Here is a 15,147-nt window from a genome sequence, read left to right on the forward strand (position 1 = left end):
TGCAAGAAGTTAGTGGATTTTGAATAGATTACGCTGGTTGAGCAATAAAGCTTTCGCGCTCGAGTTCACTCGCTACATTTTTGCCATCTTTGTAGGTCGCAGCAATTGAAACAAACGCTTGTTCGACGACCAGAAAAGCTTGGACAACTTGCGGATCAAAATGCGTCCCATTGCCCTCTAAGATGATCTGTTTAGCTTGTTCATGAGTAAAGGGTGGCTTGTAGACTCGCTTCGAGATGAGCGCATCATAAACATCAGCTAATGCCATTAAACGGCCAGATAACGGGATATCTTCACCAGACAACTGATTAGGATAACCACTGCCATTCCATTTCTCGTGGTGAGTCAGAGATATCTCCTTTGCGACTCTTAAGAAAGAGCTACTTCCCAACTGCTTTTCTGCAATAGATAACGCTTCAGCCCCAATCGCGGGGTGACCTTTCATTATCTCAAACTCTTCGTCCGTCAATTTGCCCGGCTTCAATAACACACTATCAGGAACACCTACTTTGCCCACGTCGTGCAAAGGCGCAGATTTGTAGAGCAACTCGATGTAGTTTGGTGTTAACAAGCTTGAGTGGGTTTCTGATTTGCTGAGCTCTTGTGCGAGCACCTTGACGTACTCTTGAGTTCTTAGGATATGTGCGCCCGTTTCATTGTCTCGAGATTCAGCCAATGCCGATAAGCTCACAATGGCCACGTCACGTGTGGTTTTCACTTCGTTTTGCGCGGTTTCAAGGCTATCAAGCATGGTATTGGTCATAGATGCCATTGATCCAAGCTCGTTGTAGCCGAAAATAGGTAAGCGAACGCCTTGCTCGCCATTGGTGACTTTGTTTAATGCGTGCTCTTGGCTTAGGAGAATACGCTTAATTAGCTTACTCCAAAGCGTCATGATGGTTATCGCGTAGCCACCCAGTACCACAGCCAAATAAATAAACTCTTTGATCACGCTGATCTTGCCGGTGCCATCCAATAAGCGGTCAGGGTTATGTTCTAACCAGAAGATGTCTTTGACAGCAATCATCGTCAACATAGTCGTCAGTGTTACCAGAAGCACGATAACCAAGCCTATCATCTGCTTGACCAGTGAACTTCTTTCACCAACCAGTTGGAAGTCGAATTGTCCAGTCGTCTCCATTTTATCCATTTGGCTGAGCTTGGCATTCAATTGAAGAATGGTTCCGGTAAAGAAGCCGAATAGACTCATGCCAAACAGCACCTTCAAATTACTATCTATGGTGAATTCATAGCTTAAGTTGTAGTAGAGCGCGAAAGGCACACTTGCAGCAAAAAATAGCAGGGTATCGAGTTGCGTGAATCGGCCTTGCTTGACCAAGGTATGTTGCGCCAATGGGTAACGACGTGCGAGCCATAATAAGATAAACACAATACTGACTTGTGTGAAAATCTCTAACGTCGTTAAGCTATCGAGCATAGGGCACACCCGACTGCCATAGGTGCCAAACAGCACGCCAGCAATGACGTATAACTTAGTCGTTAGCGATTGATTGTAATTTGAAGTATCCATCGGTAAGCCTTTGTTCTCATTCTTATTAGATTTACGCATTCATTGATTCACGACTTTAGAATTGCGAATAATTAGCATAACTGACGTGAATAAGACCGGAAATTCTATCGATAGCTTTCGTGGATTGATACAAGAAACTGGTTTGTGTTAGAGATTTGTTAGCTAGGTGGGGGTTATTGCAGCATTTTTATGAAGATACTTGAATAGCCTCGGTCGAGGTTCGAGGCTATTCAGTCTGTGTACTGGTTAGAATCGCGAGTGATTGAGTTTGCTATCTACTTTACCCCGTTACTTTTTGAGATTGATTTCAGCTTCGATTGAGCCGGTTTCAATCTCAGGGTGAGACGCTAGTTTGTCTGCAGCCCATTGGTTGATGTGTTTCAGAATAGCAGACACCGCGTGTTTTTCCGTTGGTGCTTGGTCTTGTTCGACATCGATCTTTTGCTTTGGATGTGAGCCTGTCGCATCTTCAGCAATATGGAGCCAATCTGGGTGCCAGTAATATGGCTGACCGCTCGGTGTTGTCCAACTGTGAACACCGTTTGACTCTCCTTTATAACTTAATTGGTCTGCTTCTATTTTTTTCATTGTTATCTCGCATGTTTTTGGGTTACATCAAATTATTGAGGTAGAAAGCCAACTTAGCTCCTACCTTGGGTACAAACTTAGCAAAGCTTACAAAGTTATCTGTGAACCAATTCACACTATTGTGGAAATTAGGTGCGATCATATGGATAGCAGCAATAGTTGTTGGCGTAAGTGATAAAATCACCGGCTCACAGAATTTCTCTAGGTAGTACAATTAGATGGCGCGTTATGAAGAGCTTGCAAAGGATATTCGAACTCAGATAGCCAACAATACGTGGCGATCCGGAGAGAAGATCCCTTCGGTACGCATGAGTTGTCGAAATTACAACGTCAGCAATAGTACTGTCTTACAAGCCTACCAGTTGCTAGAAAGCGAAGGGTGGATCATCGCTAAACCTCAGTCGGGCTACTTTGTAGCGCCAAGGCTGGACGGCGTTGACTACGCACAGCCACTCGTTAGTGAAAAGAAAGCCATTAATGACCGCTTATTTGATTTCTTGAAGTCGAGTTCAGCCGAAGGTGTGATTCCTTTCGGCTCTGCATTCCCAGATCCCGACCTTTTCCCGTTACCTACCTTGACTCGAAACCTTGCCAGCGCGGGTAGGAAGATGACTGGCGCGAGTGTGATAAATAATTTACCACCGGGCAGTGAGTCCTTGAGAAGGCAAATCGCACAGCGTTATCTGCAGCAAGGGATCACGGTTAATCATCAAGACATCGTGATTACGTCGGGTGCTATGGAGGCGCTCAACTTGAGCCTGCAAACGGTCACCAAGTCGGGTGATAACGTCGTGATTGAGTCTCCCGCATTCTATGGTGCTCTGCAGGCTGTCGAGAGGCTCGGGCTTAACCCGATCGAAGTGGACGTTTGCCCAATCAATGGGTTGAATATAGAGCAGTTTGAAAACGCGCTACAAAACCAAGATGTTAAAGCGTGTTGGCTGATGACGACTTTTCAAAACCCAACGGGAACCAGTTTGTCGGAACAGGCAAAGCGCCGTGTGGTAGAGATTGCAGAACAGCATGGAACCTACATTATTGAAGATGACGTGTATGGCGATCTTTATTACGAAGGGCATAAGCCGAAGCCACTAAAGGCCTTCGATAAGACCGATTCCGTCTTGCTTTGTGGGTCGTATTCAAAAAGTTTGTGTCCTGGTTATCGAGTAGGGTGGGTTGTGAACACGCGTTTTAACGACGCGATTCAAAAGTTACAGCTTCTTTCTACGTTATCGAGTAGCGCTCCTGTTCAACTTGGTGTCGCTCATTTCTTAACGCATGAAAGCTACGACAATCACCTTCGTAAACTGCGTAAAAACCTTGTCGTCAGGAAAGAGCGATTTATCGATGTCATTAAGCAGTACTTTCCGCATTCAATAGAGATTGAAGAGCCGGCTGGTGGTTACTTGATATGGATTCGCTTTTCTGAAAAATTCGACAGCCAACAGTTTCATCAACTGGCTATCGAACAAGGTATTAGCGTTGCATCTGGCGATCTGTTTAGTGAGCATGGCAGAGTGGATAACGCGATACGATTGAACTTCTCTTATGAACTGACAGAAGAGAAAGAACAGGCGCTCATCTGGCTTGGCAAACTGGCACATCAACTTACGCACTCGTAAAACCTTAAGTCCCTCATAAAAAAGACAATCATTCCAACTGTACGGGTTGTTTGTGGGGTAACTGTACGCCTAATTGACCAAAGAGTTGTGATTCAATAACGGTAGACCAAATATTGGAGATACCGTTATGTTGAAAATGACTATGGGAAATGAAGTTAAGCTGATTATTGTCGCTATTGTGTGTGCGCTTCTGCTTATTCTCGGCCACGTACTGCTGGCAAAAGCATTCGCTGATATGGCGTGGGCGGAATACACCACTGCCGCGATCCCATTCGTTATGATGGCAATTTGCGGTCTTGCAATAAAATACGCTATCGACCAAGATGTGGATTAGCTTTTGAAATAATGAGTCTCAGATAGTGGCACGCAGAAGCATCTGGACTCGTTTTATTCCGAACATAAAAAAACCTCCGCAAGTGCGGAGGTTTTTGTTTGTTCTTAACTTTTAATATCGAATAGGTTTCGAATTAGAAGTTTGCAGAGCGTGGTGTACGTGGGAATGGAATCACGTCACGAACGTTACCCATACCTGTTACGTAAGATACTAGACGCTCGAAACCAAGACCGAAACCAGCGTGTGGCACTGTACCGTATTTACGTAGGTCGCGGTACCAGCTCATGTGCTCAGGGTCGATACCCATAGCAATCATACGCTCGTCTAGAATGTCTAGACGCTCTTCACGTTGTGCACCACCGATGATTTCACCGATGCCTGGTGCAAGTACGTCCATTGCTGCAACTGTTTTGCCGTCGTCGTTTAAGCGCATGTAGAAAGCTTTGATGTCTTTCGGGTAGTTCTTAACGATAACAGGTGCTTTGAAGTGCTCTTCAGCTAGGTAACGCTCATGCTCAGAAGACATGTCGATGCCCCACTCAACGTCAAACTCAAATTTCTTACCAGAGTCTAGTAGGATTTGGATTGCGTCAGTGTAGTCAACTTGTGCGAAGTCAGCGTCAACGAATTGCTCTAGACGAGTAATTGCTTGCTTGTCGATGCGAGAAGCGAAGAATTCAAGGTCGTCGCGGCGCTCTTCAAGAACAGCAGCGAAAACGTACTTAAGCATGTCTTCAGCCAGTTTCGCTACATCGTTAAGGTCTGCAAACGCAACTTCAGGCTCAACCATCCAGAACTCAGCTAGGTGGCGGCTTGTGTTTGAGTTTTCAGCACGGAACGTAGGACCGAACGTGTAAACCTTGCTTAGTGCACAAGCATAAGCTTCAGCATTAAGTTGGCCAGATACTGTTAGGAACGTCTCTTTACCGAAAAAATCTTCGTTGAAGTCTACGTCGCCTTTTTCAGTGCGTGGTAGGTTTTCCATGTCTAGCGTAGAAACACGGAACATTTCACCAGCGCCTTCTGCATCAGATGCAGTAATAAGCGGAGCAGAAGTCCAGAAGAAACCTTGCTCGTGGTAGAAACGGTGAATCGCTTGAGATAGACAGTTACGTACACGTGCTACTGCGCCAATCACGTTTGTACGTGGACGTAGGTGAGCAACTTCACGAAGGTACTCGATAGAGTGACGCGTCTTAGCCATTGGGTAAGTGTCAGCGTCTTCAACCCAGCCTACAACTTTAACGTCAGTTGCTGCTAGTTCGAAGTCTTGACCTTTCGCAGGAGACTCAACAATCTTACCCGTTACTTCAACAGAGCAGCCAGTTGTTAGCTTTAATACTTCGTTTTCGTAATTATTAAGATTATTAGGAACCACGGCCTGAATCGGGTCGAAACAAGAGCCGTCATAAATGGCAAGGAAAGAGATTCCAGCTTTGGAATCACGACGTGAACGGATCCAGCCGCGAACAGTTACTTCACTGTCTACCGCTAGCTTGCCGCCAAGTACGTCTGTTACAGGCGCGTAAGTCATGTTGATTTCATTCTCCATTGAGGGACAAATTCAACTCAAAGTTTCTGGTATTGCTGCAAATAAATATACATTTGCACAATAATTAGCCGAAACATTAAGTTGTATAAACTTTTTAAATCGATTGAACATATTACCTGTCATACCGACAGCTTCAACCTTTATTCTTGCTTGGTGAAAGAAATATTGTGTCTACTGACGATAAATAGGTTTGAGGGTGTGTTTTTTGTTCGATCTTAGCGTCAGCCTTACCTTTCACCCTATGTGAGCTGCTGAACGAGCATGGCGTAATCGAAACCTTTGTTTTCAATAATGGGAGTGTGATTGTGTTGAGACTCACTCTATATTGGCGCGGATTCAGTCATTTTGGACTTGATCACCTTCTTAATTTCCCACTAAAGTACAAGAGGAGTTTAATATCTACGTGTTAATTACGCCGCCTTAACCCCTGCATTCTCTCTACACCCGCACTTTTCGAGCGCTCGCTCATTCAAGAAAAACAGTCGATCAAATTATGTCTCAACAAGGCAGGACTGGCTGTACAAGTAAAAGAGAATTACATGCTTAATTATTTAAAAAAACATTGGTTATCAAACGTTAAAGGAGATTCATTATCTGGGATTGTGGTTGCACTCGCATTGATCCCTGAAGCCATCGCATTTTCAATTATTGCAGGCGTTGACCCTAAAGTAGGGCTCTATGCCTCGTTCTGTATTTGTGTCGTCACTGCTTTGGTTGGCAGTCGTCCGGGAATGATTTCCGGTGCAACAGGCGCTATGGCGCTACTAATGGTCACTTTAGTGAGAGAGCACGGACTAGAATATCTACTCGCCGCTTCATTTCTAGCTGGCGTCATTCAGATCGCAGCTGGGTATCTCAAGCTTGGTAACCTGATGAATTTCGTTTCCAAATCGGTGATTACTGGATTTGTTAACGCGCTCGCCATTCTAATTTTCATGGCTCAACTTCCTGAATTAATCAACGTCCCTTCAAGCGTTTACGTGTTAGTCGCTTTGGGTTTGGCGATCATTTATCTGCTTCCTTATTTTCCCAAGTTTGGTCGTGCAATACCTTCCCCACTGGTCGCGATTGTTGCTCTGACAATCATTAGTTTGCTCTTCGGCTTAGATGTGAGAACGATTGGCGATATGGGCAAGCTTCCCGATTCACTGCCTGTGTTCTTGATTCCTAATATTCCATTCACGTTTGAGACGCTTGCAACCATCCTGCCATATTCGATTGCTCTGTCTCTGGTTGGCTTGTTGGAATCCTTGATGACAGCGACCATAGTCGATGACCTGACTGATACTGAAAGCAATAAAAACAATGAGTGTAAAGGGCAGGGCGTTGCGAACATCGTGGCTTCCCTTTTTGGTGGAATGGCGGGCTGCGCAATGATCGGTCAGTCGATCATTAACATCAAATCAGGTGGCTTAACCCGATTGTCCAGCATGATCGCTGGGGTGGTTTTGTTGCTAATGGTGGTGTTTGTTTCTGATTGGTTGAAGCTGATACCGATGGCCGCTTTAGTGTCTGTGATGATCATGGTTTCTATCGGCACATTCTCATGGCGTTCCATTGTTGAGCTTAAAGATCACACACTGCCAACCAATGTAACCATGCTAGCAACCGTGGCGGTGGTGGTGTTTACTCATAATTTAGCAATAGGTGTTGCGGTTGGCGTGGTGCTGTCGGCTCTGTTTTATGCACATGCCAGCAAATCCATGGTGTTTATATCCGATGAAGTCGTGACAAACGAAATGCACACCATTCACCGAGTAAAAGGCCATGTCTTCTTTGCTTCGTCAGATGCGTTTGTCGACTTATTTGATTATGACAACGCGACCTCTTTAGTGACCATCGATATATCGGATGCGTCATTCTTAGATAATACCTCGGTCGAGGCGCTTGATAAGGTTGTGTTCAAGTTCCGTAAAAAAGGGGCTTACGTTGAAGTGTCAGGAATGGATAGCGTGAGTGCGAACCTGATAGTCAAACACGCGATGTATCACAAGCATAAAGACTTAACCGCGGTTTCCATTACGCACTAATCTTGGTTTACGGTTCTTTTAAAGCCTGAAAGCCTGAAAGCCTGAAAGCCTGAAAGCCTGAAAGCCTGAATTAGACGTTGCTATGAAGATAAAGCGCTCATTGTTGAGCGCTTTTTTGTTGGCGATCTATGACTTCTTCTTTGTACTCGACAAAGTAAACTGATTAATCAGCGATTCAAGATGATCAGATAGCTCTTCTAAGTCATTGCTGATGTTGCGAGTTTCAGCCGCGGATTGCGATGTGTTGTTGGCGTGAGAGGTGATGGTTTCAACCTTTTGTTGAACATCTTGAGTCGCTTGTGTGGTGGATTGCGTTTGCTGCTGAATATTCTGTGCGTGAGCCAGCACCTGTTTCATCTCTTCGACCACACCATTCATTTCAATTGAAAGTGCGTCGATATCGGTTGAGCTTTGATGGGCTTGTTCGCAAACGCGATCGGCAGAAGTCAGCGACTCTTCGCTGCCTTGCTGGAACTGATGAATGATTGACTCAATACTGCCTGTTGCTTCAGCGGTTCGTGATGCAAGATGGCGAACTTCATCAGCCACCACCGCAAACCCACGACCTTGTTCTCCCGCACGTGCCGCTTCAATTGCTGCATTCAAGGCCAGAAGATTGGTTTGGTCAGCAATGCCACGAATCACACTCAATATTGAAGAGACCTCTCCGGTTTGCTCATTGAGTGTCAGTATTTTGTGTTTCACTTCTTCTATGCTGCTAACGAGGTTTTTTATCTCACTGCTTGCTTCGTGTGCTTGGTTGGCACTCTTACACGCCACATCAGCGGTGTGATTGATAAGCTCTGAAGCCGTTAAAGTCGCTTGTTCTACATTGACTTGCTGTGCCTGTATTCCTTCGACATTATGTTGCACTTCGGCGGTTTCGCTTTGCTGGTCACTGGCGGCTTGCTCGGTAATTTGCGCGACACTAGTCAGTTGGTTGGCAGACGCATTCAGTTTGTGCGAGGTGTTTTGTACCTTTTCTAAGCTGTCGGATACGGTTCCCATGAACGAGTTGATGGAGTTAGCCAGCGTGCCAATCTCATCCTTGCTTTGTTCCGGCAGGCGAGTGGATAGGTTTTTATCGTTGCTGACTTGGGTCATAAAGCGAGAAGTCTGTTGCAGCGGGCGCACGATAATCTTACGAATTAATCCCATCGTAAGGACAAATCCGGCAAACGAGATCACTGCCATAATGCCAATAGCAGCCATGGTTTGAGTGTTAATCAGCGAGTTAACATGGTTAAGGTTATATTCGAGACGAATCGCACCCAAGACTTCACCTTCTGGTGCCATATGACAGGCGACACAATTGGTTCCTCGGTAATCTTCACTCGACTTCATTGGCAGAGCAATAACCAAGCCTTTGCCCCAATCAGCAGAAAAAGGTTCGATAACGGTTTCGCCCGCTAGCGCTCGTTTATCAATATCGTCAACCGGTGTTTGGTTGTCATTACCTGGGCCATATAACTTGCTGACAGCGTCGGCGCGTAAAACACGAACGTCTTCAATGCCTTCTTGAGCCAGTGCTTTCTGACGAAGGGTCTCTTTTTGTGCCATGGTGCCGGTGAGCATCATCATATTGAGGCTATCGAAGTAGTTACTTGCTTTGTCGTGAAGCTGCTCACTTAACACTGAGTTTACAAGTTGCTTTTGTTGCGAATATTGGAAATAGGTCGATATTGCCAGCAAAAAGGTGAACACGATGGCGAGGGCCACTAGGATTTTAAAGGTGATTGTTGAGCGCATAAGGTGTTTGTTTTTATTAATTATAATGACGCAAATACTGTACTAGTAAGAATTCCTACCACCTATGGGGTATAACGAATTGTGTGACCACACTCCGGTTGTGGTTATGTTTCTGTGATGTAGCGAGTTTGTGTCGTGTCTGATGTTGAAATGGAACGCGCTTCAAGCTCCTCGCTGTTCTTAAAACAGACTGTTGTTTTGGGAAAATTGAAGTGCACCATCGAGTTTTGATTGTGCTGATAATTAGAAAAGCCTAGGTTGTTAATTAGTTCGATGTATTTGTCCGCTTGTCTTTTATCAATAAAGACTATTGTTTTAGACGACTTAGTGGTCAATTTATATCCAAATGGTTGTTTTGTTCAATTTAATAGCAAAAATTGTGGTTATAGCGTTGTGTTTCGAGGCTCATTCGATAAGATGAAAAGACCTCTATGATAGAGGTAGGGCAGCAACGGATACGCTGCTTCAAATACTATGGAATGTGACTTATTGGACACATACATGAAATTCAAGATTACATCACCGATTATTGAACCTACGGAAGGTTCACCACATCAGTTAATGCTTACTCACGCTTCTCGTTTTACCTCTTTTAAGACAAGCTCCCCTTTGAACGCCCTGTTCGACAACGTCTCTGCACGCTTCTTTACCGCTTATCGCTCCTATTGTTATTCGTTTTATAACTTTATTTCTATCTGAACTCCTTTGTCATCCGCTCGATGAACGAAGACTCACATCTATAAAAACTAAACAAATAAGTTAAAAACAATGAATATTAAAATGATGGGTAGCTCCCTAATTATCGCTGGTACCGCTCTCGGTGCTGGTATGCTTGCGATCCCAATGGTATTAGCTCAATTCGGATTGCTTTACGGCACACTGCTTATGGTACTGATCTGTTTCGGTACGACTTACGCAGCATTACTACTTCTAGAAGCGACCATCAAAGCGGGTGGCGGTCTAGGATTAAACTCTATTGCCCGAAAAACCTTGGGTAAACAAGGTCAGTTGCTTACCAACGGCTTGCTATACGCGTTGTTGATTTGCCTATTAATGGCTTACATTCTGGGCGCAGGTGACTTGCTGAGTAAGTTACTGTCTAACTTTGGCGTCGAAATTACCGCGACTACCAGCCAAACCGTGTTTACCTTGCTTGCTGGCGCAGTAGTCGCAAGTGGTACTGGTGTGATTGATAAGCTCAATCGAGCATTGTTCTTCGTGATGCTTGCTAGTTTGTTTGCAACCATGGCCTTCTTAGCGCCGAGCATGACTCAAGAAAACTTGATGCAGGTAACCAGCCATGACCACGTTGACCTAATCAAAACCAGTGCCATCCTGTTTACGAGCTTTGGCTTTATGGTGGTGATTCCAACCTTGGTTTCTTACAACCACGAAGCGACAGACAAACAGCTGCGTAACATGGTGATCATCGGTTCTCTGATCCCATTAGTGTGTTACTTGTGTTGGTTGTTTGCGGTAGTGGGCAACTTGAGTGAAGAGCAATTCAGAAGCTTTGAGAACGTATCAGATTTGATGGCGGCGTTTGAGGCTCAGTCTCCTTGGGTGGGTAACGTCTTGTCTACCTTCACTGGCTTGGCGTTGTTGACTTCTTTCTTTGGCGTAGCAATGGCGTTGTTCAACCAGAACAAAGACATGTTCAACCAAAATACAGCGGTAACGTACTGCATTAGCTTTATCTTGCCGTTGGCGGGTTCATTGCTTGCTGCAGACAAGTTCCTACAAGTGCTGAATTACGCAGGTATCATCTTGGTGTTCCTAGCGGTGTTTGTTCCTCTGGTTATGGTCCACAAACAGCGTTTCATGAAAGTTGCTGATGACCGATACCGAGCAGAAGGTGGCAGCGCAATGATGTTGTTCTCACTGCTGTTTGGTTGCTTCCTGCTTATCTCACAAGTGATCTAGTTCTTTGGTCCATTATCTAAGATGCGAATCGAGCATCTTAGATATAAGTGGCCGGAATTCAGATACAAAAAAGGAACGCATCGGCGTTCCTTTTTATTATCTGCTGATTAAAAACAGATTGATTCAAAGGCTATCAACAAACAACCTTAACAGCCAAACCACCTTGAGAAGTCTCACGGTATTTAGCGTTCATGTCTTTACCTGTTTCTAGCATTGTTTCGATAACTTTATCTAGAGAAACAGTAGGAGCAGAAGAACGACGAAGTGCCATACGAGTCGAGTTGATTGCTTTAACTGCAGCAATACCGTTACGCTCGATACATGGTACTTGTACTTGGCCAGCAACTGGGTCACATGTTAGACCTAGGTTGTGCTCCATGCCGATTTCTGCAGCCATACATACTTGCTCAGGGCTACCACCCATAAGCTCAGCAAGACCAGCAGCAGCCATAGAGCATGCCACACCAACTTCACCCTGACAGCCAACTTCAGCACCAGAGATTGAAGCGTTACGCTTGTAAAGACCACCGATCGCGCCAGAAGCTGCGAAGTAACGGATGTAATCTTTCTCTGTCACTGTTTGGATGAACTTATCGTAGTAAGCCAATACAGCAGGGATGATGCCACATGCGCCGTTTGTTGGTGCCGTTACTACACGGCCGCCAGCTGCATTTTCTTCGTTTACTGCGAAAGCAAACATGTTTACCCAGTCAACAACCGACATTGGATCATTGGTTGTTTTTTCTGAAGTCATTAGCTGTTGGCGAAGTGCTGCTGCACGGCGAGGAACACGTAGTGGACCAGGCAGGATACCTTCAGTATTCATACCGCGATCCATACACTCACGCATAGTTTTCCAGATGTTAGCGAAGTAAGTGCGAGACTCTTCGTCTGAGTGGAACGCTGCTTGGTTTTTCATAACCAGTGTACTGATAGAAAGACCGCTTTCTTTGCACTGATTAACCAGCTCTTCAGCTGTTGTGAATTCGTAAGGTGCTTTGATTGGGTTTTCTTCTTCTTTGCCGAAGTTCTCTTCGTCAACGATGAAACCGCCGCCAATTGAGTAGTACGTTTTTGAGTATGCAACTTCGTCACCAACCCATGCATGAATGCTCATGCCGTTCTCGTGTAGAGAAAGGTTGCTAGTGTGGAAGTTCATACCGCCATCGCGTGGGAACGATACTGTATGACAGTGCATGCCAACAGGAAGGCGCTCAGTTTCTTCTACGCGAGCAATGAAGCCAGCAATAGAATCGATATCAACACGCTCAGGAGTATTGCCAGCAAGACCCATGATGATTGCGATATCTGTGTGGTGACCTTTCCCTGTCAGTGATAGTGATCCATATACGTCCACGGTGATTTTAGTGATGTCGCGCAATTTTCCCATTGAACGTAGGTCATCAATAAATTCTTTACCCGCTTTCATTGGTCCAACTGTGTGTGAGCTCGATGGACCAACACCGATTTTATAGATATCAAATACACTAATCATAGCGATTACCTCAAAAAGAGAGCCTCCCAAGGGGAGTAGGGAGGCTCATTTATTATCATTATATTTTTTGTCTAATCTCGCGATATAAGATGGATGCCATCTTATAAAAAGGGCTTGAGATTAAAGAGCGCCGTAGATTACAGAACTAATAGCCGCTAGACCACATAAAGCTGTAAAGATTTGCACAGGTGCTGAAGTTTTGTACTTAGCCATAGCTGGTACTTTCTGCATCGCGAACACAGGCATTAGGAACAGGATAGCTGCAATCATTGGAGCACCCATTGTTTCAATCATACCTAGGATACTTGGGTTAACTACTGCAACAATCCAAGTTGTAACAACGATGAACGCTAGAGATGCTTTTTCAATCTTAGAGATTGAAGAACCAGAGCGAGACTTGATTAGACCAACAAGACCTTCGTGAGCACCTAGGAAGTGACCGAAGTAGCTAGAAGTAATCGCTGCGAACGCTACTAGAGGACCCATGTAAGAGATAAGTGGAGACTCGTGAACATTAGCTAGGTAAGAAAGAACAGAGATGTTTTGTGCTTGTGCTGTTGCTAGTTGCTCTGGAGATAGAGAAAGCACTACAGAGAATACGAAGAACATTACAAAACCCATCAGCATCATTGCTGCGCCGCCAGTGATCGCGTCAGTTTTCTTAACTGCGTCTTCACCGTATACACGACGTTGCTCTTTAGAGAACTGTGAAATGATTGGGCTGTGGTTGAAAGAGAACACGATGATTGGAATCGCAAGCCAGATAATAGAAGGCATTGCTGACCATTCTGGGCTTGTTTCCATCATTGAAGTGTTCCAATCAGGAACTAGGTAAAAAGATAGCGCTAGTAGGATGAATACTAGTGGGTAAACCATTGCTGAAGTTGCTTTAAGCATCAGCTCTTTACCGAATACAACACCTGCTGTCATAGCAAGGATAAGTGCACCAGAAAGAAGAGGACGAGGAATAGATTCCATACCCATTTGGTTTACTAGGAAAGAATCAACTGTGTTTGTGATACCAACACCGTAGATAAGAACGATCGGGTAGATAGCGAAGAAGTAAGCAAAAGTAATAATGTTTGCGCCAGTCTTACCGAAGTGCTCTTCAACTGTGTCTGTAATATCAGCTTCAGGGTTTTTAGCAGACAGTACGAAACGAGCTAGAGATTTGTGTGCGAACCAAGTCATTGGTGCCGCAATTAGAGCTAGGATAACTAATGGCCAAAAACCACCCGCACCAGCTTTGATTGGAAGGAATAGTACGCCAGCACCAACTGCTGTACCGAATAGTGATAAACACCAGGTAAAATCTTTATAGTTAAACTTGCTTGAATCTTTAACGGCATTTGCCGAAGAAGTTGTTGTGTTCATGTTAAATTACTCATTTTTTGGGAACAGGAAATAAGTCGGGGCTAATTCTGCAGAATTTTCTTCTGCAAAAAATAGATCTAAATCATGTAATGAAACGGCGTGTCACATGATATGCGAAAAACGAATTTTTGATCACGAAAATGGCGTGCTACATGTGATTTATGTTTATGCCTGGTATTAGTTTTATTTATTCGAAAGGCGGGGTTGTATAGATTTATACCAGGGAAACGTTTGCGTAAAATTGCATTAATAAATCTGTTCCATAGAAAGTCTGGATTTTGTTAACAGAGATTAAACAAAACGTAGTTGCTATGTGATTCGTTGCAGTACGTGTTGCTGCAGCGATTGGATAATTTGCGCCGTAACGCCCCAAATTAGGTGCTCTTGGAAAGGCATCGCAAAAACCCGATGCTTGATTTGTTTAAAGTTAACAGTGTGGCTGTGTAACTTGGCTTGGTCTAAAACATAGGTAGCGGGTACCTCAAAAATTGAGGCAACTTCGTTCTCATCAATGATGGCTTCATAGTCAGGATCGACCATGGCAACAATCGGCGTCACAGAAAATTTACTAATAGTACTCAATGCAGGTAATTGCCCAACAATTTTAACTTGATCCGATCGAATTCCCACCTCCTCATGGAGCTCTCTGAGTGCAGTGAATTGCATAGAAGGGTCAGAAAGTTCGTGTTTACCACCAGGAAAGCTGACTTGGCCGGGGTGATGCTTTAAATGAGCCGCTCTTTTAGTAAAAATGACATGTAAACCATCTTCTCTTTCAACTAAACCTACCACCACTGCCGCTTTACGTAATTGCTCGCCACTGATGTGCGAAACACGCTCTACTGACTCTGGGTGATAGCCAACGGTAGGGTTAAGTTGGAATTGCTGAAGGAAGTTTTCTTTATTCATATCAAGCCAATATATTGATTATTATGATTTTAATTATAGA

Annotated in this window: 12 protein-coding genes; 5 read left to right on the top strand and 7 right to left on the bottom strand. The window is 44.5% G+C overall.

From position 1 onward, the window contains the following. Positions 1 to 28: 28 nt before the first annotated feature. Positions 29 to 1,570: an HD-GYP domain-containing protein gene (locus AB4185_RS03415; RefSeq protein ID WP_017071957.1), complete on the bottom strand. Its 1,542-nt coding sequence runs from the start codon at positions 1,568 to 1,570 to the stop codon at positions 29 to 31. A gap of 249 nt (positions 1,571 to 1,819) precedes the next feature. Continuing rightward, on the bottom strand, positions 1,820 to 2,119 hold the full coding sequence (locus tag AB4185_RS03420) for a hypothetical protein (RefSeq protein ID WP_017060414.1): 300 nt from the start codon (positions 2,117 to 2,119) through the stop codon (positions 1,820 to 1,822). A gap of 218 nt (positions 2,120 to 2,337) precedes the next feature. Here AB4185_RS03420 and AB4185_RS03425 point away from each other — a divergent pair, with 218 nt between their 5' ends. Next, on the top strand, positions 2,338 to 3,741 hold the full coding sequence (locus AB4185_RS03425) for a PLP-dependent aminotransferase family protein (RefSeq protein WP_017065418.1): 1,404 nt from the start codon (positions 2,338 to 2,340) through the stop codon (positions 3,739 to 3,741). Positions 3,742 to 3,868: 127 nt separating this feature from the next. Then, a complete protein-coding gene (locus AB4185_RS03430; protein WP_004734707.1) occupies positions 3,869 to 4,075 on the top strand; it encodes a hypothetical protein in 207 nt (68 codons plus the stop codon). Between the two features lie 133 nt (positions 4,076 to 4,208). Here AB4185_RS03430 and asnS read toward each other — a convergent pair whose 3' ends face one another. Then, positions 4,209 to 5,609, bottom strand: a complete 1,401-nt coding sequence (gene asnS / locus AB4185_RS03435) for an asparagine--tRNA ligase (protein WP_017060416.1) — start codon at positions 5,607 to 5,609, stop codon at positions 4,209 to 4,211. 557 nt (positions 5,610 to 6,166) lie between these two features. Between asnS and AB4185_RS03440 the strand changes: the two genes are divergently transcribed. After that, entirely contained in the window at positions 6,167 to 7,657 is a 1,491-nt protein-coding gene (locus AB4185_RS03440; RefSeq protein ID WP_372106220.1) for a SulP family inorganic anion transporter, read from the top strand. 126 nt (positions 7,658 to 7,783) lie between these two features. Here the strand turns inward: AB4185_RS03440 and AB4185_RS03445 are convergent, their stop codons facing one another. Next, positions 7,784 to 9,406, bottom strand: coding sequence for a methyl-accepting chemotaxis protein (locus AB4185_RS03445; protein ID WP_136982513.1), 1,623 nt, complete (start codon positions 9,404 to 9,406; stop codon positions 7,784 to 7,786). 501 nt (positions 9,407 to 9,907) lie between these two features. On the opposite strand from AB4185_RS03445, the gene AB4185_RS03450 reads away from it, so the two are divergent. Next, positions 9,908 to 10,105 carry a hypothetical protein gene (locus AB4185_RS03450; protein ID WP_048611631.1) on the top strand — a complete coding sequence of 66 codons (198 nt, stop codon included), beginning with the start codon at positions 9,908 to 9,910 and terminating at the stop codon, positions 10,103 to 10,105. An 81-nt stretch (positions 10,106 to 10,186) separates the two neighbouring features. Continuing rightward, positions 10,187 to 11,329 (top strand): amino acid permease, encoded by a 1,143-nt coding sequence (locus tag AB4185_RS03455; protein ID WP_017060419.1) that lies wholly within the window; start codon positions 10,187 to 10,189, stop codon positions 11,327 to 11,329. Positions 11,330 to 11,462: 133 nt separating this feature from the next. On the opposite strand, the gene AB4185_RS03460 is transcribed toward AB4185_RS03455, so the two are convergent. The 3 genes from AB4185_RS03460 to AB4185_RS03470 form a co-directional block, all read right to left on the bottom strand. After that, positions 11,463 to 12,824, bottom strand: coding sequence for an L-serine ammonia-lyase (locus AB4185_RS03460; RefSeq protein ID WP_017060420.1), 1,362 nt, complete (start codon positions 12,822 to 12,824; stop codon positions 11,463 to 11,465). A gap of 120 nt (positions 12,825 to 12,944) precedes the next feature. After that, positions 12,945 to 14,198, bottom strand: a complete 1,254-nt coding sequence (locus tag AB4185_RS03465) for an aromatic amino acid transport family protein (RefSeq protein WP_372106222.1) — start codon at positions 14,196 to 14,198, stop codon at positions 12,945 to 12,947. 309 nt (positions 14,199 to 14,507) lie between these two features. Continuing rightward, complete coding sequence (locus AB4185_RS03470) at positions 14,508 to 15,107, bottom strand: CoA pyrophosphatase (protein ID WP_065584175.1); 600 nt, start codon at positions 15,105 to 15,107, stop codon at positions 14,508 to 14,510. Between the last annotated feature and the right edge of the window lie 40 nt (positions 15,108 to 15,147).

The organism is Vibrio sp. 10N.286.48.F5, assembly GCF_041469785.1.
Classification (GTDB): domain Bacteria; phylum Pseudomonadota; class Gammaproteobacteria; order Enterobacterales; family Vibrionaceae; genus Vibrio; species Vibrio crassostreae_C.

Bases quoted from the DNA above. Each gene is read 5' to 3' on its own strand.
- AB4185_RS03445 (WP_136982513.1), bottom strand. From the start codon at position 9,406: ATGCGCTCAACAATCACCTTTAAAATCCTAGTGGCCCTCGCCATCGTG.
- AB4185_RS03455 (WP_017060419.1), top strand. From the start codon at position 10,187: ATGATGGGTAGCTCCCTAATTATCGCTGGTACCGCTCTCGGTGCTGGT.
- AB4185_RS03450 (WP_048611631.1), top strand. From the start codon at position 9,908: ATGAAATTCAAGATTACATCACCGATTATTGAACCTACGGAAGGTTCA.
- AB4185_RS03470 (WP_065584175.1), bottom strand. From the start codon at position 15,107: ATGAATAAAGAAAACTTCCTTCAGCAATTCCAACTTAACCCTACCGTT.
- AB4185_RS03465 (WP_372106222.1), bottom strand. From the start codon at position 14,198: ATGAACACAACAACTTCTTCGGCAAATGCCGTTAAAGATTCAAGCAAG.
- AB4185_RS03430 (WP_004734707.1), top strand. From the start codon at position 3,869: ATGTTGAAAATGACTATGGGAAATGAAGTTAAGCTGATTATTGTCGCT.
- AB4185_RS03420 (WP_017060414.1), bottom strand. From the start codon at position 2,119: ATGAAAAAAATAGAAGCAGACCAATTAAGTTATAAAGGAGAGTCAAAC.
- AB4185_RS03415 (WP_017071957.1), bottom strand. From the start codon at position 1,570: ATGCGTAAATCTAATAAGAATGAGAACAAAGGCTTACCGATGGATACT.
- AB4185_RS03460 (WP_017060420.1), bottom strand. From the start codon at position 12,824: ATGATTAGTGTATTTGATATCTATAAAATCGGTGTTGGTCCATCGAGC.
- AB4185_RS03440 (WP_372106220.1), top strand. From the start codon at position 6,167: ATGCTTAATTATTTAAAAAAACATTGGTTATCAAACGTTAAAGGAGAT.
- asnS (WP_017060416.1), bottom strand. From the start codon at position 5,609: ATGACTTACGCGCCTGTAACAGACGTACTTGGCGGCAAGCTAGCGGTA.
- AB4185_RS03425 (WP_017065418.1), top strand. From the start codon at position 2,338: ATGGCGCGTTATGAAGAGCTTGCAAAGGATATTCGAACTCAGATAGCC.